The 23,768-nt window shown below is 37.5% G+C and carries 30 protein-coding genes, 1 other RNA gene and 2 pseudogenes; 22 read left to right on the top strand and 11 right to left on the bottom strand.

The features are described 5' to 3' along the window. Positions 1-87: 87 nt before the first annotated feature. The 4 genes from JMN12_RS15435 to JMN12_RS14315 all read right to left on the bottom strand — a co-directional run bounded on the left by JMN12_RS15435 (position 88) and on the right by JMN12_RS14315 (position 1,763). Positions 88-627: a hypothetical protein gene (locus JMN12_RS15435; RefSeq protein ID WP_238423938.1), complete on the bottom strand. Its 540-nt coding sequence runs from the start codon at positions 625-627 to the stop codon at positions 88-90. Positions 628-642: 15 nt separating this feature from the next. Next, complete coding sequence (locus JMN12_RS14325; RefSeq protein WP_203139932.1) at positions 643-969, bottom strand: hypothetical protein; 327 nt, start codon at positions 967-969, stop codon at positions 643-645. A gap of 59 nt (positions 970-1,028) precedes the next feature. Beyond that, on the bottom strand, positions 1,029-1,280 hold the full coding sequence (locus JMN12_RS15430; protein ID WP_409997421.1) for a PAAR-like protein: 252 nt from the start codon (positions 1,278-1,280) through the stop codon (positions 1,029-1,031). Positions 1,281-1,406: 126 nt separating this feature from the next. Next, positions 1,407-1,763, bottom strand: a complete 357-nt coding sequence (locus JMN12_RS14315) for a hypothetical protein (RefSeq protein ID WP_203139931.1) — start codon at positions 1,761-1,763, stop codon at positions 1,407-1,409. A 197-nt stretch (positions 1,764-1,960) separates the two neighbouring features. On the opposite strand from JMN12_RS14315, the gene JMN12_RS14310 reads away from it, so the two are divergent. Both JMN12_RS14310 and JMN12_RS14305 read left to right on the top strand, forming a co-directional pair. Continuing rightward, entirely contained in the window at positions 1,961-2,221 is a 261-nt protein-coding gene (locus JMN12_RS14310; RefSeq protein ID WP_203139929.1) for a glutaredoxin-2 domain protein, read from the top strand. 241 nt (positions 2,222-2,462) lie between these two features. Then, the gene (locus JMN12_RS14305) at positions 2,463-3,194 is read left to right on the top strand and encodes a molecular chaperone DjiA (RefSeq protein WP_203139927.1); all 732 of its coding nucleotides are present in this window, start codon (positions 2,463-2,465) and stop codon (positions 3,192-3,194) included. Between the two features lie 46 nt (positions 3,195-3,240). Here the strand turns inward: JMN12_RS14305 and ffs are convergent. Continuing rightward, positions 3,241-3,339, bottom strand: an RNA gene (gene ffs, locus JMN12_RS14300) — signal recognition particle sRNA small type. An 89-nt stretch (positions 3,340-3,428) separates the two neighbouring features. On the opposite strand from ffs, the gene JMN12_RS14295 reads away from it, so the two are divergent. The 10 genes and pseudogenes from JMN12_RS14295 to JMN12_RS14250 all read left to right on the top strand — a co-directional run bounded on the left by JMN12_RS14295 (position 3,429) and on the right by JMN12_RS14250 (position 11,791). Then, the gene (locus JMN12_RS14295) at positions 3,429-3,848 is read left to right on the top strand and encodes a nucleoside-diphosphate kinase (RefSeq protein WP_088593308.1); all 420 of its coding nucleotides are present in this window, start codon (positions 3,429-3,431) and stop codon (positions 3,846-3,848) included. Positions 3,849-4,178: 330 nt separating this feature from the next. Further along, positions 4,179-4,391, top strand: a complete 213-nt coding sequence (locus tag JMN12_RS14290; RefSeq protein WP_009413081.1) for a helix-turn-helix domain-containing protein — start codon at positions 4,179-4,181, stop codon at positions 4,389-4,391. Continuing rightward, positions 4,388-4,708, top strand: a complete 321-nt coding sequence (locus JMN12_RS14285) for a HipA N-terminal domain-containing protein (RefSeq protein WP_009413082.1) — start codon at positions 4,388-4,390, stop codon at positions 4,706-4,708. The genes JMN12_RS14290 and JMN12_RS14285 overlap by 4 nt, the downstream gene beginning before the upstream one ends. Before the next feature lie 2 nt (positions 4,709-4,710). Beyond that, positions 4,711-5,682: a type II toxin-antitoxin system HipA family toxin gene (locus JMN12_RS14280; protein WP_203139925.1), complete on the top strand. Its 972-nt coding sequence runs from the start codon at positions 4,711-4,713 to the stop codon at positions 5,680-5,682. Between the two features lie 29 nt (positions 5,683-5,711). Continuing rightward, positions 5,712-6,192 (top strand): annotated as a pseudogene (locus JMN12_RS14275) (CAP domain-containing protein). Between the two features lie 36 nt (positions 6,193-6,228). Beyond that, the gene (locus JMN12_RS14270) at positions 6,229-6,795 is read left to right on the top strand and encodes a TatD family hydrolase (protein WP_203139923.1); all 567 of its coding nucleotides are present in this window, start codon (positions 6,229-6,231) and stop codon (positions 6,793-6,795) included. A gap of 72 nt (positions 6,796-6,867) precedes the next feature. Beyond that, positions 6,868-7,062, top strand: coding sequence for a 30S ribosomal protein S21 (gene rpsU / locus JMN12_RS14265; RefSeq protein WP_009413086.1), 195 nt, complete (start codon positions 6,868-6,870; stop codon positions 7,060-7,062). 259 nt (positions 7,063-7,321) lie between these two features. Then, complete coding sequence (locus JMN12_RS14260) at positions 7,322-8,728, top strand: leucine-rich repeat domain-containing protein (protein WP_203139921.1); 1,407 nt, start codon at positions 7,322-7,324, stop codon at positions 8,726-8,728. Positions 8,729-8,806: 78 nt separating this feature from the next. Then, positions 8,807-9,439, top strand: a complete 633-nt coding sequence (pgmB, locus tag JMN12_RS14255) for a beta-phosphoglucomutase (RefSeq protein WP_203139919.1) — start codon at positions 8,807-8,809, stop codon at positions 9,437-9,439. A gap of 87 nt (positions 9,440-9,526) precedes the next feature. Then, the gene (locus tag JMN12_RS14250; RefSeq protein WP_203139917.1) at positions 9,527-11,791 is read left to right on the top strand and encodes an NADP-dependent malic enzyme; all 2,265 of its coding nucleotides are present in this window, start codon (positions 9,527-9,529) and stop codon (positions 11,789-11,791) included. A gap of 104 nt (positions 11,792-11,895) precedes the next feature. Here JMN12_RS14250 and JMN12_RS14245 read toward each other — a convergent pair whose 3' ends face one another. From JMN12_RS14245 to JMN12_RS14235, 3 genes are all read right to left on the bottom strand, one after another. Then, the gene (locus JMN12_RS14245; RefSeq protein WP_203139915.1) at positions 11,896-13,116 is read right to left on the bottom strand and encodes a 3-deoxy-D-manno-octulosonic acid transferase; all 1,221 of its coding nucleotides are present in this window, start codon (positions 13,114-13,116) and stop codon (positions 11,896-11,898) included. Then, positions 13,117-13,359: a DUF5053 domain-containing protein gene (locus tag JMN12_RS14240; protein WP_203139913.1), complete on the bottom strand. Its 243-nt coding sequence runs from the start codon at positions 13,357-13,359 to the stop codon at positions 13,117-13,119. Positions 13,360-13,643: 284 nt separating this feature from the next. Further along, positions 13,644-14,456 carry a type IV secretion protein Rhs gene (locus JMN12_RS14235; RefSeq protein WP_198466860.1) on the bottom strand — a complete coding sequence of 271 codons (813 nt, stop codon included), beginning with the start codon at positions 14,454-14,456 and terminating at the stop codon, positions 13,644-13,646. A gap of 240 nt (positions 14,457-14,696) precedes the next feature. On the opposite strand from JMN12_RS14235, the gene JMN12_RS14230 reads away from it, so the two are divergent. From JMN12_RS14230 to JMN12_RS14190, 9 genes are all read left to right on the top strand, one after another. Continuing rightward, entirely contained in the window at positions 14,697-15,701 is a 1,005-nt protein-coding gene (locus JMN12_RS14230; protein WP_203080974.1) for a choice-of-anchor D domain-containing protein, read from the top strand. Between the two features lie 156 nt (positions 15,702-15,857). Beyond that, the gene (locus JMN12_RS14225) at positions 15,858-16,082 is read left to right on the top strand and encodes a hypothetical protein (RefSeq protein ID WP_203080975.1); all 225 of its coding nucleotides are present in this window, start codon (positions 15,858-15,860) and stop codon (positions 16,080-16,082) included. After that, entirely contained in the window at positions 16,082-16,378 is a 297-nt protein-coding gene (locus JMN12_RS14220; RefSeq protein WP_095898466.1) for a Txe/YoeB family addiction module toxin, read from the top strand. The genes JMN12_RS14225 and JMN12_RS14220 overlap by 1 nt, the downstream gene beginning before the upstream one ends. Before the next feature lie 16 nt (positions 16,379-16,394). Continuing rightward, positions 16,395-16,685 carry a DUF721 domain-containing protein gene (locus tag JMN12_RS14215; protein WP_203080976.1) on the top strand — a complete coding sequence of 97 codons (291 nt, stop codon included), beginning with the start codon at positions 16,395-16,397 and terminating at the stop codon, positions 16,683-16,685. Further along, positions 16,685-17,227, top strand: a complete 543-nt coding sequence (locus JMN12_RS14210) for a GNAT family N-acetyltransferase (protein WP_203080977.1) — start codon at positions 16,685-16,687, stop codon at positions 17,225-17,227. Before JMN12_RS14215 ends, JMN12_RS14210 begins: the two co-directional genes overlap by 1 nt. A gap of 44 nt (positions 17,228-17,271) precedes the next feature. Next, positions 17,272-18,609, top strand: a complete 1,338-nt coding sequence (locus JMN12_RS14205) for a dihydroorotase (protein ID WP_203080978.1) — start codon at positions 17,272-17,274, stop codon at positions 18,607-18,609. 11 nt (positions 18,610-18,620) lie between these two features. Next, positions 18,621-19,019 (top strand): DUF4296 domain-containing protein, encoded by a 399-nt coding sequence (locus JMN12_RS14200; protein ID WP_198466865.1) that lies wholly within the window; start codon positions 18,621-18,623, stop codon positions 19,017-19,019. Positions 19,020-19,033: 14 nt separating this feature from the next. Beyond that, positions 19,034-19,705, top strand: coding sequence for a DUF4271 domain-containing protein (locus JMN12_RS14195; RefSeq protein ID WP_203080979.1), 672 nt, complete (start codon positions 19,034-19,036; stop codon positions 19,703-19,705). A 22-nt stretch (positions 19,706-19,727) separates the two neighbouring features. Further along, entirely contained in the window at positions 19,728-20,477 is a 750-nt protein-coding gene (locus JMN12_RS14190) for a uroporphyrinogen-III synthase (protein WP_009750715.1), read from the top strand. Positions 20,478-20,528: 51 nt separating this feature from the next. Here the strand turns inward: JMN12_RS14190 and JMN12_RS14185 are convergent, their stop codons facing one another. Then, complete coding sequence (locus JMN12_RS14185; RefSeq protein WP_203080980.1) at positions 20,529-21,479, bottom strand: hypothetical protein; 951 nt, start codon at positions 21,477-21,479, stop codon at positions 20,529-20,531. Between the two features lie 163 nt (positions 21,480-21,642). Here JMN12_RS14185 and JMN12_RS14180 point away from each other — a divergent pair, with 163 nt between their 5' ends. Further along, positions 21,643-22,452 (top strand): lipocalin family protein, encoded by an 810-nt coding sequence (locus JMN12_RS14180; RefSeq protein ID WP_203139911.1) that lies wholly within the window; start codon positions 21,643-21,645, stop codon positions 22,450-22,452. A 575-nt stretch (positions 22,453-23,027) separates the two neighbouring features. On the opposite strand, the gene JMN12_RS14175 is transcribed toward JMN12_RS14180, so the two are convergent. Together JMN12_RS14175 and JMN12_RS14170 are read right to left on the bottom strand one after the other, a co-directional pair. Beyond that, on the bottom strand, positions 23,028-23,381 hold the full coding sequence (locus JMN12_RS14175; RefSeq protein WP_203139909.1) for a DUF4280 domain-containing protein: 354 nt from the start codon (positions 23,379-23,381) through the stop codon (positions 23,028-23,030). 83 nt (positions 23,382-23,464) lie between these two features. Then, a pseudogene (locus JMN12_RS14170) lies at positions 23,465-23,768 on the bottom strand (hypothetical protein); the annotation flags it as partial.

Genomic DNA, 23,768 nt, shown 5'->3' with positions numbered 1-23,768 from the left:
GTTATTTTTTAGTGTTTATAATAACTGTTAGGGGTATTTGTTCTTTGGTATCGTTTATAAAGACGTAATCTTTTAATGTATCATTTTTTATTTATCATAAAATAACTTCCATTTATCAGCGTTTACAGTGTCGTTAGTAAGAATAAAATCTCTAACTAAATTGAAAATATCTAATTCTTTTTGTGTAGGTCTAAAGCAAGAATAAATTAACTGATTATCTTTAAAATATGTAAAAGATATATAGACATATTCATCTGGCATAGGCGGGTGATTGGAACAAGAAAAGGGCTGTCCCTCATTCAAAATGTTATTTATTTTTATAAATAAGTCATCTGTTTTTTGAGATATTTTGTTATCTATTACCTTTCCTTTAGGATAAATACTATAAGCGGAAGTCCACTTGATATTATAACTTGGTGGTGGAGGTGGAGGGTCGAACTCAAATATTCCTTCATCTGCAATATTATGAATAAAAATTGATTTATCTTTAAAATCTAAGGTAATACTATGGGAAGGTACTTTTTTTGAAGTATATAGATTGAAAATAATACATCTACTATCTATTATTTCTCGATTACAAGATATGAAAAAGATAAAGAGTAATAAATATAATAAAAAATGTTTCATAATTTCTTTCGAGTTTTAATATTGTATCGGCTTTACATTACTATACAAATCTTGATATGTATTGACTTTCATTTTACTACCATAAATAAAATCACTCCAGGCATCATATTGAAATTTATAAGGAATTTTCTCTGAATGAGGACGATATATTACAAATGCAGGCATTCTTTTTATTCCTTTTTTATAGAATAAATTCACATAGTGTATAGCCATACGAATATCTCCTAATCTACTTTCTTTTCCAGATGCTACATCATCTTTCCCTTTAGCAGTACCTGGATGGCTATGAAAATGAATTTTTAAATCAAGGTCAGTATAATTTTCAGGTGGAGGAAATGTCACTGCTGCTTCAGAATAATTAACAGTTCCTAGTACATAAATACCTTTCTTTGTACCATTAATTACTTTATCATAAAAACAAAGACCCCATTCGGCTTCAATAGAAGCATCACATACAAATTTGTGGGTTGTAATTTACATAGCCCAAAAGTATTTTTCTCAAAAGTGCTACCTATATCAGCAGTGGTAGCTACAAGTTTCTCTTTAGGCTCTTCTTCATTAATATAGTGCTTGTTTTGAGTAAGCACCTTGAGCTTATCGGGGGTAGTACCAAACTTGCAATTGCAAGTTGCCCCTTGGCAAACTAAGTGTATTCTGTGCCAGAATACATTGTTTTTTATTGATGCTACAAATGTAAGTATTATTTTTGAATTGACAATGGATAGTAAATAATTTTATAAAAATTTATCCCCACAAGTGTGCACTTGTGGGGATTTTTATTAGAGTATAATGTGTTTTTGGGTTTCGTGTTCGGGCACATCGTATGCTAACACCTCTATTTTTGTATCTGAAAGAGTGGAATTGCTCACTGTTGCAGTGTATAGCCAATCGCCATCTTTTAGCTTAGCTTCACCCATTTCAATCACTGAACTATCCGATCCTTTAATGCTAAAATGACCTGAATGAAAGAGAATTAGAATAGTCATAACCTCACTATCAGATAAAGTTGATTTACGATTTCTCTGTTTTAAGTCAGTATTTTGCACAAGGCTATGGTCAGAGACTATTTTTTCAAAATTCTTGTCAAATTCGTCTATTATAAAGAAAATTTCCGTAACTTTGTGGCTTGATAACATAGGGATAGATTTTTAGTTAAACTTTTGATTTTCAAACTACAAAGTTACTAAAACTATCCCTTTTTTGCAAATAAAAAATAACTTTTCTTACGTCGAACTCACGTTATAAATAATTTAGCAGGAAGTATTAACAATGTTTTCTATAAGAAGAAATTGCTTATTATCAATTGTTTTGTATCTTTGCAAAAAAAATCGTTATGCCTATTACAATAACTATTAATAGTAATAATGCTCAAGCCTTAGCTTTTATAGAATATGCTAAAAAATTAGATTTTACTATTGTAGAAGGTTTTTTAGATACTCAAAAAGATACTATTCCCAACACAACAATTGAAGAAGATGAGTATGGAATTCCTATTGCTCATCGTGATTTCTTAATGAAGTTATCAAATCAAGTTAAAAAAAACGCAGCCAAACGCTTTTACGCCAAACGTGCTAAAATGAAAACAGAAAAATGATTGTAATTACAGATAGTAATATATTTTTCAGTGCTTTGATTAGACCTGAAGGAATCAACGCTTTATTACCTTTCACTTGCAGTATAAACATAAAATTTGGACAGGTGACAAGGTACTTATAAATGGATTAAAAGAAAAAGGATTAGATATTTGTGTAACTACTGAAGAACTTATCCTAAAACGTTATAAAAAACTATAGAACTATCCCCTTTCCCATTTACTAATTCACTAATTTTCCTTTATGAAATTCTTTGCTATCCTTATAGGAATCCTATTCTTTTTATTTTTCAAACGCTTCGCCCAGCAGCCTAACACAACTAAAGGCTTCAACAATCCTTTCCGTTCACACATCTCTCCCGCAACTTTCGAACTCAACCTCCTCTCCCTCTGCTCTCTCGTTATCAAAGCCAACGGTCGCGTTACGCAAACTGAACTCGATTTTGTGCGCTTGCAATTCGTACGTTTATATGGAAAGGAACGCGCTAATGAGGTCTTTCGAAGTTTTAACGAGCTCATAAAGAGCAGAGCGATAGATGCCACACGTGTAGCCATCTATGTGCGAGTGCGTACTACCTACGAAACCCGATTGCAAATCTTGCATTTCTTATTTGGTATTGCCGAATCGGATGGGGTGATAAGTGAGGAAGAAGTTCGACAAATACGAGAAATTGCTTATCATTTTGCTATAGAAAACAGTGATTTTGAGAGTATCAAGGCAATGTTTGGCAGTAGCCAAAACGATAATAACAACCCTCATAACACCACGCCCAATGCCTTAGCAAAAGCTTACGCTATTTTAGGATTACAACCCAATGCTACTGCTGAAGAAGTAAAACAAGCTTATAGAAATAAGGCAAAAAAATATCACCCCGATAGAGTGATTACTGAAGATGCTGCCATCAAAAAAGGCGCTGAAGAAAAATTTAAACAAGTACAAGAAGCGTACGAGCTAATTAGCAAATTTCAAAACTAGCAAATTTCAAAACTAGCAAATTGTCAAATCGACAAATTACAAAAAAAAGTGGCAAGCTACCTACATCGCACCGCTACAACCGAATACCTTTGCTGTGTTCCCACCCTGGAGGATTTTTCAGGAGCTGGTCGTGTAGGACTTGCCGCTGCAAATGTACTACTTTTTTATTACATAGCAAGTTTTTTTGAAAAAATTTTTGTACCTTTGTGGCTAAAACTAATAAAACAACATACAATGACTACAAACAGAACCCTTACAATGATTAAGCCCGATGCCGTTGAAAAAGGCTATATAGGGGCTATCCTTACCGACATTATCGCTGCTGGTTTTACCATCAAAGCGATGAAATTCACCCAGCTCACCCGCCGTGATGCCGAACAATTCTATGCCGTGCACAAAGGCAAACCTTTTTTTGAGAGTCTGCTCAACTTTATGACCCGTGGACCTATAGTAGCAGCTATCCTTGAGAAAGATAATGCTGTAGCTAATTTCCGTGAACTCTTAGGGAGTACCAACCCCGAAAACGCTGCCGAGGGTACTTTGCGCAAGAAGTACGCCACTTCAGTGACCGAAAATGCCGTTCACGGTTCTGATAGCGATGAAAACGCCGCTATCGAAAGCCATTTCCATTTCTCAGAAAGAGAAATTTTCTAATGAAAAATTGGCAACTCTCTTTTTCTTGTTGTGCTCGTTTGTAACCTACAGTCAGCTTTCAACCTACGCTTACAAACGAGCACTTGAAAGGGTTCACCTCAACTAATGGCAATATCTTACCTTGCCCAATAATATCTTCAATCCTGAGTTACAACATATCTTTGCAAATATTACTAACTTTCAGTAAGTAATATTCCTTAAAATCTCCCATTCACTGAGCAAGATAAGAGAGCACATAGAAGAAAAAATCTAATTAAAAGTACCATAAATAGCACTTTTGATTGTATATTACTATTATTTTTACTACTTTTGCATAAAAAGTGCCATATAATGAACTTTCAAGAATTAATACAAACTGTTAAAAAACGACGAAAAGTACTGAATGTCAATCAAGAAGAGGTTGCTTTACTCTCGGGGATAGGTTTGCGTACTCTGAAACATTTTGAGAGTGGTAAAGGAAATATTACCCTAAAAAACTTACAAAAAATACTAGAGGTACTCGGTTTAGAATTGAATCTAACCATTAAAGATATGACTCAATGAGACAAGCAGAAATTTTTTATAAAAGAGAACCAGCTGGTATTCTCACTCAGCACAACGATGGCTGTTTTACTTTTAGATATCACGACCATTGGTTTGCTGATAGTCAAAAACCTCCTATCAGTTTTAGTTTTTTAAAAACACAACAAGAATATCATTCTCCCTATCTTTTTGCTTTTTTCTTTAATATGCTCCCTGAAGGAAAAAATAGAGAACGCATTTGTATAGATTCAAAAATTGATAGCGATGATGACTTTGGATTATTAATGGTAGCTGCTCAGTACGATAGCATTGGAGCAATTACTGTAAAACCAATTTAACAATGAAAACATTAAATGTATGTCCTTCATTACTTTCTGAAGGTTATCACACATATTCACCTTTAGCTTTGCGCCGTTTGTTCAACGGGAAGCAAGTATCTCATCTATTGTCTTTTTCACTAAAAACAGAAGAAAAAAACAGTTATAAACCTCTGTACTCTCTTTCAATTTCAGGTTATCAAAGAAAGATTTTAATGACACTGGACAACACTTCTCTTAGAATAACCCAAAAAGGTGAGCAGAGTACTTATATTTTGAAACCTATCAGTGAGATGCCTAAAAATGAAGCCTTTGCTCCTGCTAATGAACACCTCACTATGCAAATCGCTCAGCAGGTATTTGGTATAGAAACCGCTGAAAATGCCCTTATCTTCTTTGCCGATGGCACACCCGCATACATCACCAAACGTTTTGATATTGCCCCTAATGGCGAAAAATATGCAGTAGAAGACTTTGCTTCTCTATTAGGCAAAACTGTTCAAACCCACGGTACCGACTATAAATATACGGGTACTTACCTGGATTTGTTCAATATATTGAAAAAAAATGTAGCTGCGTGGCAAGTAGAAAGTCTTAAACTGTTTACTCTCATTGTTTTTAACTATTTGTTTTCTAATGGCGATGCTCACCTGAAGAACTTCTCGCTGATACAGTCTCCACAAGGCGATTTTAGATTGTCTCCCGCTTATGATTTACTCAATACAGCTATCCATATAGACGATCACCCTTTTGCCCTAAAAAGCGGACTTCTCCCCTCCCCTTTCAACCAACAAAAAATAAGGGAACAGTTTTTGCACTTGGGTAAAGAGGTGGGACTTCCCGAAAAACTCATCACCAAAACCATAACCCTGCTCACCTCTCAAATTGATAAGGTAATAACTCTAATCCAGCATTCGTTCCTCCCTGAGAAACTCCAACGCAATTACCTACAAACCTACCAGAGAAAAATAAAAAAGTTAGCTATTAATGATTAAAACTGTCAGAACACTTATTACTTATATTTATGAAAAAACTCCTTTTACTCTTAGCAATCCTATCGCTACAATGTAGTAAATCACAGGATAGTGATAACAACACGGGCTTGAGCACTAACAAGATGCTCGCCCTCATCAACCAGCAACGCCAAAAAGGTTGTAACTGTGGCAATACCTACTACAAGGCAGTACCACCCCTCAAGTGGAACTCCACTCTCGAAAAAGTAGCCAAAGCCCATAGCGACGATATGCGTCGCCGTAATACAATGACTCACTATGGCAAAAACGGTGAAACCCCTGCTAATCGCCTCAGTAAAGCAGGCTACAAGTGGAGTACTTGGGCTGAGAATGTAGCTATGGGGCAACAAAATGAAGAAGAAGTGATGAAAAGTTGGCTCAGCAGCCCAGGACATTGCGCTAATATAATGAACCCCAATGTAACCGAAGTAGGTGCAGCTCATAGTGGCCGACTATTGGACACAACTTTTCGCCGCCCCCTCTAACCCCTAATCCTTGCCCGTGCGGCTCGCACCCTGACACCTGAAAATGTACTTAGACATTCATTCTCATACTCAGCACTCTACCGCCAATACTTTGGTGATTCGTAACCAATACCCTCTTACAGCCAATACTACCGAACCCTTCTCGGTAGGCATACATCCTTGGTATGTAGAGAATTGGAAACTGCAATGGGAAGCCTTGGTACCTTTGGCAAAACATCCCAACTGCTGGGCTATTGGCGAATGTGGGCTCGACAAAAACATCACCACTCCTCTACCCCTGCAGCAAGAAATCTTTTTAAAACACATTTACTTAGCCGAAACCTTAGAGCTTCCGCTCATCATCCATTGTGTAAAAGCCTATTCCGAAGTCCTTCACTTGCGAAAAATCACTAAAACCAAACAGCTCTGGATACTCCACGGTTTTCGCAAAAATCTAAAAGTCGCCGAAGAATGCATCGCTCATAACATTGCCCTTTCTTTTGGGAAAGCCCTCACCTATTCACCTCAGCTACAGGAAGTTTTCAAAAATATCCCACCGGAATATCGCTTTTTTGAATCTGATGATGAAGAGATGTCTATTTCGAAATTTACTAATTTTCTAATTTTCTAATTGACAAATTTGCAAATTAGAAAATTACTTTGTACTTTTGCGCCCTGAAAATTGAAAGGAGGTGTAATCACTATGTTAATAATCCCTTTAAAAGACGGAGAAAGCATCGATAAAGCTTTAAAACGTTACAAACGCAAATTCGACCGCACTGGTGTAGTACGTGAACTACGTGAAAGACAACATTTCACCAAACCATCTGTACGCAGAAGAACCGAAATCCAAAAAGCTCAATACATTCAACACTTGAAAGACCAAGAAGAAGTATAGCTTTTGTTAAATAACAAAATAATGAGGTAATAGATAGAGTTATCACAACTCTTATCTATTACCTCTTGTTTATTTTATACATTAAATATTGATTATCAATAATTTAAAATAATTTGTTACATTCATCACAAAAAAACTTACTTCTTTATTTCTCAATGATTTGCATTTTTCTATAAAAAGTACTACCTTTGTCCCGAAATTGAAATGAAAGTATAATAATACAAAAAATTTAGCAATGAAAACTACATTTTTAACATTAATGGCAGCAACGTTAGCTGCAACAGCACTCACTGGTTGCAAAAAAGACAGTGGAGGTGACGACGACAATGTCATAAGATTTACAGACCCAAATCTAACAGTAGCTGTGGATAAAACAGCTCAAGTGAAACTCTTTGTTCCTTCTGGTTCTGGAGTGACCGATATTAAATCTAATAATACTCAAGTAGCTATCGCAGGAAGAACAGGTAACTACCTCTTCATAAGTGTAAAAGGAGTAAAAGAAGGAGATACTACAGTAGAAGTTAAGAATGGTAATCGCTCTCAAAAAGCTGTACTCAATGTACACGTGTTTAAAGAAAACGTAGAAAATAAAAATGGCTTTAAAGTAGATGCAAGTACTATCTTCCTCAAAAAGAATGAAGTAACCAATCTTAGAAGTCGTATCAAAGAAGGATCTGGCAACTATACTATGTCAGTAGGAAATACAGCTTTCGCCGATGAGTTAGGCAACTTCCAAGTAAGAGGAAAAGGTGAAGGTTTGCGCCAAGAAATCACTTTTAAAGATGTAGATAAAAATCAAGAAGTTAAAGTACCTGCTTATGTAATTATACCTTTCAAAGCAATAAGCGCCCCTACCGAGTTGAGCTTAAATAGTACTTACAATATCAACTTACAAGGAGTTTATACCACTACTACTACTGATGATGGTACTACTAATGGCCGTTTTGATAGAGTACAAATGACTACTGATGGCAGTGTAACAGCTGTATTTTCACTTGAAACTGTTTATAATCGAGTATATCAACCTATTGGTAAAGCAGTGTCTGGTATCAAAGTAACCGCTAAAAGCGTAGGTACAGGCAGTGTGAATCTTATCAACGGCGACGGACAAATATTGAAACTTAACTTTACTGTAAAAGCTTCAGTACCTACTAGCTATTTCATTGTAGATGCCGATGGTGTCCTTACTGTAAAACCAGGAGCTGTATTACCTCCTCACGTTGATATACCTGCTGATGCTAAAAAAATAGGAAGAGAAGCTTTTAAAGATAAAGATATTACAAGCGTTGATTTGAAAAATGTAGAAGAAATAGATGAAGATGCTTTTCATGGTTGTGTTAACTTAACAGCTGTTACAATGACAAGAGTAAAAGTAATAGGTAAAAGTGCTTTTAGAAATACTAAATTAACAGAAATCGACTTACCTGCTTCTGTAGAAAAAATAGAAAAAGGTGCTTTTGATATAACAAATTTAGTAAAAGTAACTTGTAGAGCCACTACTCCTCCTGCAGTAGGTACTTCTTTCCGTGCAACTAATAGCAGTCGACGTGTACTTTACGTTCCTGCAGGTAGTATTGATACCTATGCAAGTAGTTGGGGTACAGAAATAGCATCTTACTTCAGAGGTTTAATAAGTAATAATTACAAACCTTACCCTATCCCATAAAATTTAAAACTAACATACTTCGGAAAACCGTTATAAGTCCCCCTTATAGCGGTTTTTCTTTGTACTATTCACTTTTCAATGGAAGGATATATTTTTGATTTAGACGGCGTACTCGTAGATACCGCCAAGTACCATTACCGCGCGTGGAAAACTATCGCTCAAGAATTTGGCTTTGAGCTCACTCCCACACATAACGAGCAACTCAAAGGCATAGGTAGGGAGGTCTCACTGCACAAAATACTTCAGTGGGCAGGTAAAACACTGCCTGAAAATGAGTTCCAAGCCTTAGCTCTCCGCAAAAACGAACTCTATTTGCAGTATATCGCCCATATCGATAGCAGTGAACTGCTCGTAGGTGTAGCCGATTTTTTGCATTCGCTGAAAAACAAAGGAAAGAAAATTGCCTTGGGCTCTGCCAGCAAGAATGCGCGTTTGGTATTAGAGCGCACAGGCATTTTGCCACTGTTCGATGCTATTGTTGATGGCACTATGGTAACTCAAGCCAAACCCAACCCCGAAGTCTTTCTCAAAGCTGCTGAACTTTTGCAACTACCTTCTGCCCAATGCTGTGTGTTTGAAGATGCTCCTGCAGGCGTACAAGCTGCTAAAGCCGCTGGAATGAGAGTCATAGGGGTAGGAGAGGAGCAAGTACTTTGCGCCGCCGATGAGGTAATTCCTAATTTTTCGTCATTCGTACTTCATAATTCGTAATTATTTTATAATTTTGCACTTATAAACAATAATAGGTAACAAGTAATTAGGTAATACCTCTTACTTCTTACCTCTTACCTAAAACAAATGGATCAAAGAAAAAAAGAAGAAGCATTACACTATCACGAGTTCCCTCAACCTGGGAAAATCGCTATCGTACCTACTAAAAAACACGCTACACAACACGATCTCGCGTTGGCTTATTCACCAGGGGTAGCCGAACCTTGTTTGGCTATCGCCGACGATAAAAGTAACGCCTATAAATATACTGCCAAAAGCAATCTGGTAGCCGTAATTTCTAATGGAACTGCGGTTCTTGGCTTAGGCGATATAGGCGCCGATGCCTCTAAACCCGTAATGGAAGGTAAAGGTTTGCTCTTCAAAATCTTTGCGGGTATTGATGTGTTCGACATCGAAATAGATGCCACCGATGTAGATAAATTCATAGAAACCGTAAAAGCAATTGCACCTACTTTTGGGGGTATTAACCTCGAGGATATCAAAGCTCCTGAAGCTTTTGAAATTGAACGACGCCTAAAAGAAGAATTGGATATCCCTGTAATGCACGACGACCAGCACGGTACAGCTATCATTTCGGCGGCTGCCCTCATCAATGCCTTGGAAATCGTAGGTAAGGACATCGCCAAAGCACAAATAGTAGTAAATGGTGCAGGTGCTGCTGCTATCTCTTGTACACGCCTCTATGTGGCTTTAGGTGCCGACCCTAAAAATATCGTAATGTGCGATAGCAAAGGAGTAATTCGCAAAGATTCCCCTAATCTCACCGAACAAAAAGCTGAGTTCGCTACCGACCGCAATCTCCACACCCTCGAAGAAGCCGTAAAAGGCTCTGATGTGTTCATCGGTCTTTCTAAAGGCGATGTGCTCACCCCAGAGATGTTGCTCTCTATGAACAAGGATGCAATTGTATTTGCAATGGCAAACCCTACCCCTGAAATCGATTATGATTTGGCTATCAAAACACGTAAAGATATCATTATGGCAACGGGTCGTTCCGACTTCCCTAACCAAGTGAACAACGTACTCGGTTTCCCTTATATCTTCCGCGGAGCGTTAGATGTTCGAGCTACCAAAATCAATGAAGAAATGAAACTCGCTGCGGTACGCGCTATTGCCGAATTGGCTAAAAAACCTGTACCTCAAAAAGTGAGTCTTGTATATGGCGGCGAAAACCTTACTTTCGGTCGCAACTATATCATTCCTAAACCGTTTGACCCTCGCTTGATTTACGAAGTACCCCCTGCTATCGCCAAAGCAGCTATAGCATCGGGAGTGGCACAGAAACCTATCACCGATTGGGAAGCCTACAAAGGTGAATTAATGGATAGAATAGGCGTAGGAAGCAAAGAAATACGCCTCTTGCAAGACCGTGCCAAACGCGCTCCTAAACGCATCGTTTTCGCTGAAGCCGACCAATTAGAAGTGCTCAAAGCAGCACAACGCATCTATGAGGACGGCATTGGTATTCCAGTGCTTTTAGGCAATAAAGAACTCATCAAAGCCCTTAAATACGAAATAGGATTTAACGGTCGTGTAGATGTAATCGACCCTAAGAGCGATGCCGAGCGCGCACGCCGTGAGAAGTTTGTACAACACTATTGGAAATTGCGCGCACGCCGTGGTATTACCTATGAAGTAGCTGAACGACTAATGCGTGAACGCAACTATTTTGGTACAATGCTCGTAGAAACTGGTCAAGCCGATGCGATGATTACAGGTTATTCACACGCTTATCCAAAAGCTATTCGCCCTGTTTTAGAGATTATTAAAAAAGAAGAAGGAGTGCGCCGCATCGCTGCTACCAGCATTATGTTCAGCAAGCAAGGACCTATTTTCCTATCCGATGCGACTATCAATATCAACCCTACTGCCGAAGAGTTAGCTAATATCGCTTTGCTAACGGCAAAAGCAGTAAAATCGTTTGGTTTAGAACCTTCAGTAGCGATGTTGTCGTATTCTAACTTTGGTTCGGCAGTATCCGAAAGCAGTCTCAAAGTACGTGAGGCGGTAGCTTATTTGCACAAACATCACCCTGATTTAGTAGTAGATGGAGAAATCCAAGCCGATTTTGCCCTCAATCCCGATAAGATTGCTAAGAACTATCCGTTCTCAAAACTCAACAACGGCAAAGGGGCTAATGTGCTCATCTTCCCTAACCTTGAGGCTGCAAACATCAGTTATAAACTCCTCAAAGAAACCCAACACTTAGATACCATAGGCCCCGTAATATTAGGTCTTACCAAACCTATTCACGTTACTACACTCGGTTCTACTGTTGATGAAATGGTGAATTTGGCTACGCTTGCCGTAATTCAAGCACAATCTGAGTAGTACGAGCTACCCAAGCAATAAGATTGTAAATTATACTTTGCCAAAGTATTTATAGCTTTTATGTTATAGCACTTTGGCAAAGTTTTTATTAGAATTTAATTATTTTATATTCCCTTTAAAAAGGTGCTTGTAGCGCCTTTTTTTGTTGCTATATAATCACGATTGATATTTCCTACTATCTGTCGTCTTTCATCCGAATTTACAAGGCTATTCATCACCTCAGCAAATGCTTCTCTACTATCAACAGATAGTACACCTCCTAAAGCGACTAATTCTTTTGCTTCATTGAATTTTTCATAGTTCTTACCAATAATCACTGGAATACCAAAAACGGCTGGTTCTAACACATTGTGTAATCCCGAAGTTCCCATACCTCCACCTACATAAGCTATATCGGCATAACTGTATACCTTGGTGAGCATACCGATAGTATCGAGAATGAGTACCTCGTAATCAGAGAGGTTAAGAGTATCTTTCTCACTGAAAAGGGCAACTTTGCGGTCTAATTTCTGCTTGTTATCTCTCAGTACAGCTATCTCAGTAGGGTGGATATTGTGAGGGGCAATAATAAATTTTATATTAGCTTTGCAAGTGTTGAGATACTGCAAATAAACCTCTTCATCGGCAGGCCAAGAGCTGCCAAATACCACACACAAAGCATCCCCTTTGAATTGTTCTATAAAATCGAGATGGTTGTCTCTTTCGGCTATTTCGGCTACACGGTCAAAACGGGTGTCACCACTCACCGTTACATTAGTAAAACCTAAACTGTTGAGCAGGGTTTTAGAAAGGTCGTTCTGTACAAAGAAATGCGTAAAACAGTGCAGCGCTTTTCGCATCATTCTGCCGTAAGGCTTAAAGAAAATTTGATCTTTTCTAAAAATACCGGAGAGCAAATAAGTAGGCATTTGCGCTTTTTTAAGTTCATTGAGGTAGTTCACCCAAAACTCGTATTTCACAAAGATAGCCATTACAGGATTTACGAGCTGTACAAACTTACGAGCATTTGCGCGCGTATCGAGAGGAAGATAGACTACTATATCGGCATCGGGGGTGTTTTTGCGTACCTCATAACCTGAGGGTGAGAAGAAAGTAATGAGTATTTTGTAACCTTGCGCTCTAAGGGCTTTGGCTACGGGCAATCCTTGTTCAAACTCACCTAAAGAAGCCGCGTGTAACCACACATAACGCGCATTTTTATCTAATTTTTCATTAAGGGTTGTCCATACAGTTTTACGTCCGCTTACAAAGAGACGTATTTTTTTATTGAAGAGAGCAATCAGCGGGAGGATTGCTTTTATAAGATAAATAATTATGTTATACATTTACTGTAAGTTATAAGCAGCACGTTTGATACGGTCGGATAGATCTACTAAGGCACCTCGCAAAGTTTCAATTTCATCAGAAGAAAAACCACCTTCTCCACCATTAAAACCTTTGCCATTCATCTTTTTAGATAACCAAGACCTACTTTTTTTGAAGTATTGTTCAGATATTTCTCCCCACGATACTTCTACTATAATATCCCACAACTGTTGTTGTACAGTTTGTTTTTCTATACCGTCCATAATCTTTCAGGAGTTATTTTTATTGTTTCACCAGCTTTGTGTTCTTCAAAGACTTTAATAATTTTATTTCCTGTTTCATCTGAGTATGTTTGTATATCTTCATCGAAGATTGTTTTTTTAATGTGCTTGTTTTTATATTGATTGCAAAAATAATCAATTATTTTTGATTATACGCCATTTTTTTAGAATTATTATCCTACAATGCTGTCCAAGTTATATTTATAGGTTTACTTTTGGTAATAAAAAAAAGCTGCTCCGTTTTAGAGCAGCTTTTTTGCTATCTATTAATAATATTTTAGCTTCTGAAGTAAAATCATCGTGGGTTTACCATCAACCGACATTGTTTTCTTTATCCAGTTTTTCTTCTTGTCATACACAAGTGTGTACGATTCTGTTTTGGTAACATTACCATCTTTATCAAAGTATTTTACTTCTGTTTCGTTGTTGTTGTCGTCAAAAACTGAAGTAATGCGCTGTTTTAGGTTATTATCTTTGTCAAACACTTGTTTTTCAATGGTATTACCTTTAGCATCGTAAGTATATACAGTTTTACTTGATAATTCTTTTTTGCTGTATTTAGATTCTTCAGCTACTTTTCCGTTAGGAAGGTAGGTATAGGTGATTTTCTCATCGCACAATCCAGCCATACATTCGGTGCGTTCTATCAACTGGTCTTGACCGTTATAAGCATTGATACGACTCATAAAGATATTACCATCAGGAGTTTCAACATCGTGTTTGGTAAGGTTACCGCGCTCGTCGTATTCATATACGTTTTTAGAAAGGAGAGTATTAGAATCATCGTGAGAAGCCGATTCTAACAAAAGTCCTTCTTTGTCGTACACATCCACAAAATTGATGGTCATACCATTTTGTTTAGAGTACATTTTCACGGGAGTTCCTTTTTTGTCAAACTGAGTAAAAAGTTCGGAATTCATAGGAATTTCTTGTCCTTCTTCAGTAACTTGGATACCTGTTTGGGTATATGTTTTTACTTTTCCATTGAGTTTGGCACGCTCCCAACCATTCTTTTTCTGAGCCTGACCAAAGGCGATGGTAGTGGCTAATAAAGCCGCTATTGCTACAATTTTTTTCATAATAATGTGCTATTAATTTATATTTTATAAGGGCGCAAAAGTACAAAAGATTTTCTAATGTACCAATGCTTGTGCGGGCTAACGTACTAAAAGTATGCCAAAAAGCGCAAAAAGGGGAGAGGTTGTTACAAATATAACTAAAGCGACAAATAAATAGATTGTAACTAACAAAAACAAGTTGTTCATTGTTAATTGGCAATTATTTTGTATATTTGCCAATAAAATTTAAAATTCAGTTTTATGAAAAAAAGATTCAGTTTTTCAGTAATGCTATTTTCATTAGCATTCGCTACTTTCGTTTCTTGTAAAAAGAATGACGACAATCCGCAACAACCACCAACCCCTAAGGTGGAAGTAACTGCCCCTAAAGGCGATTTTGTGAATGGTACTACTTCTAAAACCTTCACTATCACTAACACAGGTACAACCGATGTTACTATTACATCAGTGGAATTCACAGGTGCTAATGCCGATGAGTTTACAACCTCCGCTTCGCCCATTACTATAGGAGTAGGTAAAAAATACGAATTTACCGTTACCCTTTCTCCTAAAACTAATGGAAATAAAACAGCTAACTTAGTGATTAAAAGCAATGCAGGAACTATTACCATTCCGCTAAAAGGAACTGCTACCATAACACCTAAAGTAACTTTTGTTACTAACAAGGCTGAAGGTGATTCCTTTATGTTAAGCGTTGCAATTGCAGAGAATGATATTCCTGAGGTGTGGATAGACCTTAACAACAACGGCATAAAAGATGCTGATGAAGCTATAGGAAGTATTTACCAAGATATGATGAAAAGAGGTTCTCTATTTGTAAAGATAGGAAACTCTAAAACTCTCACTATTTATGGCAAACTTACAAAAATAGAATTTGATGGAGAGAGAGAAGGAGTTACCAGCATTGATATTTCTCAAAATGAGCATATCAAAACATTTACTTGTGGAGGGGCAGCTCTAAAAGGTGTTACTCTTAATACTGCAATAACTCAACTTATCTGCAACAAAACAACACTCACTTCTTTAGATATTTCTAAACTTACCGAACTCAAAGGTTTATACCTAAATGAGAACAATTCTCTAACGAGTTTAGACCTTTCAAAAAACACAAAACTTACGTATATGCAATTGAACGGAGCTAACTCCTTACTATGTATAAAAGTAAGCGCTGAACAATTAGCTAATCTTCCTGCAGGATGGAGAAAACAAGGAACCAGAGCAGAGTTTAAAACAGAATGTAACTAACAAAATCCAGCTTTGAGTACTGCTGGCTTTATAATTGTAAAGAGGTTGTCTAAACTTTAGACAACCTCTTTTTTAGTGATAGCTAACAAGTAATAGGTCAGGTAAATAATTGTGAATTGTGAATTAATTTGTACATTTGCAAAAAATATTGAAACTATGGAAGCAACCACAATTACATTCCAATCAGAAATACAAGCTGCAGACTTTCCATTTATCGAAAAAATTTTAAACAGTTTGAAAGCTACAACCAAAGTTATTAAAGAAGAAAAGGACGAAACTTTGATGACTAAGGAGGCTTTTTTTGCTAAAATAGATCGTGCAAGAGCTGGTGAAAAAATACAAATGAGTAGGGAAGAAATGAAAAAATTGATGTTTGACTAATGGAAGAAAAACAACCAACCTTTGAGATTATTTATTCAAAAGAATTTTTCAGTGATTTAAAAATCCATAAACAATCAGGTAACAAACAAATACTAAAAAAGATAGATGCTTTTTTAGATGAGTTAGAAGAGACCCCTACAAAAGGAACTGGACAGACGGAACCTCTTAAAGGATATGGAGAAAGAAATGTATATTCCAAACGAATCAATGGAAAACATCGCTTTATATATGAAGTTTTTGAGGAAGAAAAAAAAGTAGAAGTACTTTCTGCTTTCGGACATTACAATGATAAGTAATTAAAGTATTAAAATTATGGACGGAAATACTCACACCCTCTCGGAGGTTATCAAGCTCATTGTAAAGCAAAACCACCTCAATTACGGTTTGCAAAAAGCCTCGTTGCCAACCCTTTGGAATGAACTGATGGGCTCTGCAATAGCGCGCTATACTACCTCGGTAGAGCTCAAAGGCAACACCCTATATGTGCACTTGAGCTCCCCTGCACTTAGCAACGAACTGAGTTATGGCAAAACCAAAATTATTGAGAACCTCAACGAGCGCTTGGGAGAAAACTTAATTCAAAAACTGATATTTTTAAACTGATGATACGACCTGCTACCCCTACCGATGCCTCTGCTGTCGCCCCCTTAATGTTTCAAGCAATGGAGGAAATCGTGTATAAAATGATAGGCAAAGACCATAAAGAAGAGGCTATTGCCCTACTACAAAAGCTCTTTGAACAAGAAGATAATCAATATTCCTATAAAAATGCTTGGCTATACGAGGAAAATAACACCGTAATAGGGTCGATAATTGCTTATGATGGAGCGCATTTGCACCGCTTGCGCGCCCCTGTGTTGGCACTCATTCGCAGTAGCTATGGTATAGATATTGTGCTCGAAGATGAGACCAATGAAGGTGAACTTTATATAGATACCCTCAGCGTATTGCCCACAGCTCAAGGCAAAGGTATAGGCTCCAAACTTATCACGCACCTCAAAAAGGTGGCTACTCAGCCCATAGGCTTACTCGTGGATGTGCAAAATCCACAAGCCGAACGCCTTTACTCCCGTTTAGGGTTTGAATATGTAAATCATCAAGAGCTCGCAGGTGGAGTATATAAACACCTTGTGTTCAGGGGATAGAAGATAGGAAATAGGGGATAGGTATCAAATAAATTATTAATGAGATGAAGACATTAATCAAAAATGCCATTATTGTAAACGAAAACACCCTCTTTCAAGGCGACCTCTTGATTGAGGGAGAGCGCATTGCCCAAATAGGTACCCACATTACTCCTAAAGGGAATTATGAGGTGATAGAAGCCGAAGGTAAATACCTCCTTCCTGGGGTGATTGACGACCAAGTGCACTTCCGCGAACCTGGGCTTACTCATAAAGCTACTATCGCTACCGAAAGTCGAGCTGCGGTAGCCGGCGGTGTAACTACCTTTTTTGAGCAACCTAACACCGTACCTCAAACCGTAACGATTCCGCTTTTGGAAGAGAAATTTGCGATTGCCAAACAATCCTCTTATGCTAACTATTCTTTTTTCTTGGGGGGTACAAACGACAACCTCGAAGAACTGAAACGCTTAGATAAAAACGCTTGTGCAGGGGTGAAGCTCTTCTTAGGCTCATCTACGGGAAATATGCTCGTAGACAACGAGAAAACCATAGAAGCTATTTTTAATAATGTAGATTTAGTAATTGCCGCCCATTGCGAAGATGAAGCGACTATTCGCAAGAATTTAGCCCACTATCAAGCCTTGTATGGCGAGGATATCCCTATAGACCTGCACCCTCATATCCGAAGTGCTGAAGCCTGCTATCTATCCTCTTCACGCGCCATTGATTTGGCTGAAAAAACCGCCGCACGCCTGCACGTGTTCCACCTCTCTACGGCTGCCGAAACCGACCTCTTCCGCAATGATATTCCGCTAAAAGATAAGAAAATCACCGCTGAGGTATGCGTGCATCATTTGTGGTTTTCGGAAGATGATTATACTACTCGCGGGGCTTTCATCAAATGGAATCCGGCGGTAAAAACGGCTGATGACCGCACTGCGCTGTGGCAAGCCCTTTTAGACGACCGTCTGGATGTGATTGCTACTGATCACGCACCGCACACGTTGGAAGAAAAACAACGCAAAGGCTATACTAATATCCCCTCAGGGGCGCCTTTGGTACAGCACTCGCTCGTGGCAATGCTCGAGAAAGCTCATAAAGGTAGCATTTCTATCAAAAAAATAGTAGAAAAAATGTGTCATAATCCCGCTATTCTTTTTCAAGTAAAAGACCGCGGGTTCTTGCGTGAAGGTTATTTCGCCGACCTTGTGTTAGTGGATATGGATACCCAATGGACAGTACAGAAAAACAACCTGCTGTATAAATGTGGCTGGAGTCCGCTGGAAGGACAACAATTTCACTCGGCTGTAGTGAGCACTTTCGTAAACGGCAAACAGGTGTATCACAATGGTAAGGTAATAGCTACCTCTCAGGGGCAACGCATCACTTTCAACAGATAATAAAACAAACTATGAAGAAAATTATTTATATATTCGCTTTACTGCTCACAGTAACAGCCTGCAAAAAGAACATCGTGCCAAAACCCGATAAGTTTTTAGACGAAAAACAAATGGAAAACTTGCTTTACGATTTGGCAGTATTAGAATCGATGAAAGTTTCACAAGCCCAAAAATTAGACTCGTTGCAGTTCAACCCACAACAGTTCATCTACAAAAAATACGCAATCGACAGTCTTTCGCTGGCACAAAATATGGTGTACTACGCTTCTTTTCCTAAAGAATACGATACCATTGTAAAGAAAGTAGAAAAGAGAATCCAGTTGCAACGCGACAGCCTCAGCAAAGCGATGAACCCCTCTAACAACGAGCTCAAAACAGAAACACAACCTAAAGAAGAACTCATTAAATAACCCATTTAGTAATTTTGGACGCACTGCTCATACATCGCACCTATCTCACTTGGATATTCCCTGCCTTCCTGCTCATTTTTGGGTTGGTAGCCTTCCTACGCGTGTTCTATCCTAAACATTTTACCGACTATCAACGATTGTTGTTCAACAATAAGTACATTATTATCTATGGCAAAAAGGAACGCAAACTTCACCTCTTTACAGTAGTACTCTACCTCACACAATGTTTGTGTTTAGCGCTTTTTGTATACGTATGCCTGAAACACTATGGAATAACAACACTTTATGCCGAGAAGTTTATGTTCTTAGAAATAGTGCTTTTCATATTTGTATTCCTTATTATAAAACTCCTCCTTCAGCAGTGGATAAGCAGTCTTTTCGACCTTTCCGATTTTAGTAGAGACTACATTTTTAGCAGGGTAGCCTACTCGTCGTATGCTGCAATTGTGATGGTAATCGTCCTTTTTTTTGGTGTTTATCTACCTTTTACAAGCGAAAAACACTTGTTTTTGCTTCTTTTAGTATTGTTGATGATACTACTGATTATCAATATATTAAGTTGGCTTAAAATCATAAAATCCAATCAAAAAGAAATAAAACCGTACTTATTCTATTTTATTTTGTATCTTTGCACCCTTGAAATAGCACCCTATATCTTTCTCGTTTACGGAACAAGGTATTTTTAGGAAGTGTGAAGAAATAACATTTATGAAGGTAAAATCGATATTAGTTTCGCAACCAGAACCAAAGGCTGAGAACTCTCCGTATGCACAAATCATACAAAACCACAATGTGAAAGTAGATTTTGTGCCTTTTATCAAAGTAGAAGGGATGACCGCTAAGGACATTAGAATGCAGAAGATTGACCTTACTAATTTTACAGCCGTTATTCTCACCAGCCGGAAATCAGTAGACCATTATTTTCGCATAGCTGAAGAAATGCGCTTTAAAGTGCCTATTACAATGAAGTACTTTTGCCAATCGGAAGCCATCGCTTACTACCTGCAAAAGTACATCACCTATCGCAAGCGCAAAATATATGTAGGTAAAAAAGAGTTCGCCGATCTTTTGCCTATCCTCAAAAAATACAAAGATGAGAAATTTCTCTTCCCAGGCTCGGATGTACCCAAACCAGAGGCTTTTGCAGCCTTAGACGAAATCAAAATCAAATGGGAACGCGTGGTGTTTTACCGCACAGTATACTGTGATATTTCGGCACTGAAAGAAAATAAGTACGATATACTCACTTTCTTTTCACCTGCAGGTATAGAAGCCCTTTTTAAGAGTTTCCCCGATTTCTCACAAAAGAAAACTAAAATAGCCGTTTATGGCGATGCAACTCTTAAAGCTGCTGAAGAAGCAGGACTCATTATCGATATCAAAGCGCCTTCACCCGAAAGCCCCTCGATGACCGTTGCCCTCGATCATTATTTAGGCAAACAAAATAGTAAAAAATAAAAAAAGACTGCTTTTTAGCAGTCTTTTTTGTTTTATTCATAACTAATGCACTTAGTACTCATATACTATTGTTGATTCTTTTTCTGTCTCATTATCATTTTTAGTGTACACTTTGGCACTGATAGGATAGCCCGATGCATTGTAGTTGTACTCAGAGCGAACAGTAGTTACTTGAGTCTTACCATTATCATTTATGGTAGTGGTCATTTTAGTGATATTATTCTTTGCTTTTTCACTAAAAACTTCGGGATATAGGGCTAACATACTAACAAAATGTTGTAAAGGATTGTTTTTAGTGTCGTAAGTGCTTTCTACTACGTAATGCAAACGACCATCGGAATCTTTATTATCTGTTTTTACAACATTGCCGTTGGAAAGTGTATAGGTAATAGTGTTAGCTTCGTAGATAGTTCCACTTATCACAGCCCCTTGAGCATCTATTTCAAAACCTTTATTGTGTTGTACTATGGTATTACCTCCATTACTATAAGTGAAAGTCTCTTCATAACAATCTATTCTGGTGTGGGGTACCCCATTTATACTTCCTTTTATGTAGGTTTTTTGAAATATTTTCGTGAGCTGTTTGCCTGTATAGCTGTATTCGTAAAACTCTTTAGACCTGTGACTATCAGTAAATATTTTTTCGTATGTAACGAGGTTTCCCTGATCGTCATAGCTGTATTTATCGGTTTTGTCGTCAGCTCCCCCCTCAGAGCCTGTAGTTACAGCTTTGATGATACGATTATGGCTATCATAGTAGAAAGTACTTACCTCGGGAGTACCATTTGGGGTGCCGTTTTTGCTATATTTTTGATGGGTTATGGTAGTGAGTCTTCCATTTTCTACTGTATATAAAGCTACTGAGCTGTTTCCCTCAGCATCTCTTGTGGTCATTTTGCGGAGGATATTACTTTCTTGGGGATTTTCTTTTTTATTGTCGTCGTTTTTGCTACAACTTACTAAAGCAATACCTGCTATTAGGCTTATAAAAAATTTCTTCATTATTAAGTGATAATTAAGTTAGGGCACAAAAGTAAGAATAATTTGTCAATTAGGCAAATGGATGATTCGTTCATTTGTAAGTTATAAATTATTTTTCCACTCTTGATTGGTATTGTTGTTTTTTTTACTATCTTTGCGCTTTAAACAAAAAAAAATAAACACAATGAGAAAAATTTTATTAGGTGCTTTTATAGCACTTGCAACAATGGTTTCGTCTTGTGGTAGCAAGGACGATGATAGCACTAACGACCCCCAAGCACTTATTGGAGCGTGGCAATTAGAATCGATATCAGTTAATGGGAAAGAAATACCATTACCTGCCTGTGATGCCAAAGAGGTGCGAATATACAATGGCACACAGCAACAAACGTATGATTTTGATACCGATAATACTGGTAACTGTACATTTGAAAAAAATACTCCTACTAACTATACTGTATCGGGTAACACGCTAAAAAAAGGAGAAGATATCTATACTTTTTCTATTAGCGGGAATAAACTTACCTTAAAATATAGAGATAAAAACAATAATGAAGGGGTAGCTGTATTTAGAAAACTTACTCAAAGTGAATTGGAGGAAATTAATAAAATGGAATATAAACCTTCTCAAAACAATCCTTTGGTAGGATATTGGCAAATAGTATCTAAAACAGTGAATGGAGTAGCGACTACCTTAGACGAATGTACACAACGCTCGATGTTGGTTTTTGGTCGCGACAAGCTTCGTGAGTATAACTTTACTTATAACAATCAGCAATGTAGTTATGGAAATGTAGAAGCCAAATCTTATACATTGTTAGGGAATAGTTTTATGATAAACGACGGAAAAGAGAGAGCTCTGCCTACTTTTGAAATAACTAACGACCAACTTACTATTACTACCAATACTTTGTTGGATAATTGGCAGAATAGAAAAACTGTAGAAGTTTATAGGAGAATTACAGAAGCAGCCTTTCAAGCGAATATTAAATAATAAAGCAATTGCTGACAATCCTTGAAATAGGGGCATAAAAGTGCTTGTTTATAAAAGAAGAGGCTGTCCGAAAAGTTTAGTTTAAACTTTTAAGGACAGCCCCTTTTTTATTTTCTATGATATTAATATGAGACTTATAGAGTTATAACAGTCTTATTTTTAAGAAATAACCGCTTATAGAATTGCGTTACGAGAGCAAAGTTCCATAAGCGGCTTTTTTTTGCCAAAAAAATATGTGGAGAGGGCATAGGTAAGTACAAACGTTGTAACGTTAGAACAGTATAATTACTGAAAATCAATAAGTTAATAAAGTAAAAGACACTTGGAATACAATATTTTGTAGCATAAAGCAAAACCCTTGTTTTTAGCTCAAAAATACCCTTTAAAGAGTGTAGATGAGTGCGCTGTGGCGCAGTTTGTAGACTAACCTAAATATAGCCCTTTGGGCTATGTTTTACCATCACCAGATGGTAGCAAGTTGTGTTTTGAGCAGCTGAAAAACCTTTTAGGCTACTCAAAACTACTTGTGCGCAAGGGGGCGCAGAATGTGGCACTCCGAAGTCGTAGCGATTAGGTCATTCTGTATTGTGATTTTCGTTGTGCCCTTTGTCTTTTATGGTGATTTTACCACCTACTGAGCACATACAATAGGAGTTTTCTGTAAGTATTTTTTGCCCGTTGATAGTGTCTTTCTCAGCCGTATCTTCCCATTTGATGGGTGCAGGCACACAAGGTAAATAACCACCAGAAGAAGGTTTTAGTTTGCATTGCTTAAAAGGCTGTATATTGGTATTCGCTTGCTTGTCCTCCTCAGTAGCCATAGCTTTACCCTCAATAGTTACAAAATCTTGACTTGTAACATTGAGTTTACTCGTTGCTATACCTTGATTGCAACTGAGTTCTGCGGTATTGGTGATGATTTGTGGCATAGTGATTAAGTTTTAAATTAACTTAGAAATAACCTTTCCCTCCAAGGGCGTGTTTTTACATACGCTACCCATTCCTCTTTGTTTTACGCTCTGCCGTTGTAGAGTTGGTAAGTGCTAGGAGGGTAATAGCCGCCTTGTTTATAGGGTACACCTAACTCTTTAGGCTGAGTGGTTTCTTCTATGAAGAGGGAGGTTGAATTTTCTTGCTGTTCTTTGCTGTTTTTTAATGGAGGCAATTCAAATCCTCCAGCAGCATTATTATATCTTTCATACTCTTTCCGAACATATTTTCCACTTGTGCAATCAAAAATATATTCATAATAAACATCAATAATATCATGTAAAACTTTCTTAACAACAGTTACTATCCATATATGTTTTATTTTA

The sequence above is a fragment of the Capnocytophaga genosp. AHN8471 genome (genome assembly GCF_016806945.1).
Taxonomy (GTDB): Bacteria; Bacteroidota; Bacteroidia; order Flavobacteriales; family Flavobacteriaceae; genus Capnocytophaga; species Capnocytophaga periodontitidis.
Note: the sequence above shows the minus strand (reverse complement) of the source record. Positions and strands in the feature narration are given on the sequence as shown.

Excerpts from the sequence above, each read along its gene's own strand:
- JMN12_RS15435 (WP_238423938.1), bottom strand. The coding sequence starts at position 627 with ATGAAACATTTTTTATTATATTTATTACTCTTTATCTTTTTCATATCT.
- JMN12_RS14315 (WP_203139931.1), bottom strand. The coding sequence starts at position 1,763 with ATGTTATCAAGCCACAAAGTTACGGAAATTTTCTTTATAATAGACGAA.
- JMN12_RS14310 (WP_203139929.1), top strand. The coding sequence starts at position 1,961 with ATGCCTATTACAATAACTATTAATAGTAATAATGCTCAAGCCTTAGCT.
- JMN12_RS14305 (WP_203139927.1), top strand. The coding sequence starts at position 2,463 with ATGAAATTCTTTGCTATCCTTATAGGAATCCTATTCTTTTTATTTTTC.
- JMN12_RS14295 (WP_088593308.1), top strand. The coding sequence starts at position 3,429 with ATGACTACAAACAGAACCCTTACAATGATTAAGCCCGATGCCGTTGAA.
- JMN12_RS14290 (WP_009413081.1), top strand. The coding sequence starts at position 4,179 with ATGAACTTTCAAGAATTAATACAAACTGTTAAAAAACGACGAAAAGTA.
- JMN12_RS14285 (WP_009413082.1), top strand. The coding sequence starts at position 4,388 with ATGAGACAAGCAGAAATTTTTTATAAAAGAGAACCAGCTGGTATTCTC.
- JMN12_RS14280 (WP_203139925.1), top strand. The coding sequence starts at position 4,711 with ATGAAAACATTAAATGTATGTCCTTCATTACTTTCTGAAGGTTATCAC.
- JMN12_RS14270 (WP_203139923.1), top strand. The coding sequence starts at position 6,229 with ATGTACTTAGACATTCATTCTCATACTCAGCACTCTACCGCCAATACT.
- rpsU (WP_009413086.1), top strand. The coding sequence starts at position 6,868 with ATGTTAATAATCCCTTTAAAAGACGGAGAAAGCATCGATAAAGCTTTA.
- JMN12_RS14260 (WP_203139921.1), top strand. The coding sequence starts at position 7,322 with ATGGCAGCAACGTTAGCTGCAACAGCACTCACTGGTTGCAAAAAAGAC.
- pgmB (WP_203139919.1), top strand. The coding sequence starts at position 8,807 with ATGGAAGGATATATTTTTGATTTAGACGGCGTACTCGTAGATACCGCC.
- JMN12_RS14250 (WP_203139917.1), top strand. The coding sequence starts at position 9,527 with ATGGATCAAAGAAAAAAAGAAGAAGCATTACACTATCACGAGTTCCCT.
- JMN12_RS14245 (WP_203139915.1), bottom strand. The coding sequence starts at position 13,116 with ATGTATAACATAATTATTTATCTTATAAAAGCAATCCTCCCGCTGATT.
- JMN12_RS14240 (WP_203139913.1), bottom strand. The coding sequence starts at position 13,359 with ATGGACGGTATAGAAAAACAAACTGTACAACAACAGTTGTGGGATATT.
- JMN12_RS14235 (WP_198466860.1), bottom strand. The coding sequence starts at position 14,456 with ATGAAAAAAATTGTAGCAATAGCGGCTTTATTAGCCACTACCATCGCC.
- JMN12_RS14230 (WP_203080974.1), top strand. The coding sequence starts at position 14,697 with ATGAAAAAAAGATTCAGTTTTTCAGTAATGCTATTTTCATTAGCATTC.
- JMN12_RS14225 (WP_203080975.1), top strand. The coding sequence starts at position 15,858 with ATGGAAGCAACCACAATTACATTCCAATCAGAAATACAAGCTGCAGAC.
- JMN12_RS14220 (WP_095898466.1), top strand. The coding sequence starts at position 16,082 with ATGGAAGAAAAACAACCAACCTTTGAGATTATTTATTCAAAAGAATTT.
- JMN12_RS14215 (WP_203080976.1), top strand. The coding sequence starts at position 16,395 with ATGGACGGAAATACTCACACCCTCTCGGAGGTTATCAAGCTCATTGTA.
- JMN12_RS14210 (WP_203080977.1), top strand. The coding sequence starts at position 16,685 with ATGATACGACCTGCTACCCCTACCGATGCCTCTGCTGTCGCCCCCTTA.
- JMN12_RS14205 (WP_203080978.1), top strand. The coding sequence starts at position 17,272 with ATGAAGACATTAATCAAAAATGCCATTATTGTAAACGAAAACACCCTC.
- JMN12_RS14200 (WP_198466865.1), top strand. The coding sequence starts at position 18,621 with ATGAAGAAAATTATTTATATATTCGCTTTACTGCTCACAGTAACAGCC.
- JMN12_RS14190 (WP_009750715.1), top strand. The coding sequence starts at position 19,728 with ATGAAGGTAAAATCGATATTAGTTTCGCAACCAGAACCAAAGGCTGAG.
- JMN12_RS14185 (WP_203080980.1), bottom strand. The coding sequence starts at position 21,479 with ATGAAGAAATTTTTTATAAGCCTAATAGCAGGTATTGCTTTAGTAAGT.
- JMN12_RS14180 (WP_203139911.1), top strand. The coding sequence starts at position 21,643 with ATGAGAAAAATTTTATTAGGTGCTTTTATAGCACTTGCAACAATGGTT.
- JMN12_RS14175 (WP_203139909.1), bottom strand. The coding sequence starts at position 23,381 with ATGCCACAAATCATCACCAATACCGCAGAACTCAGTTGCAATCAAGGT.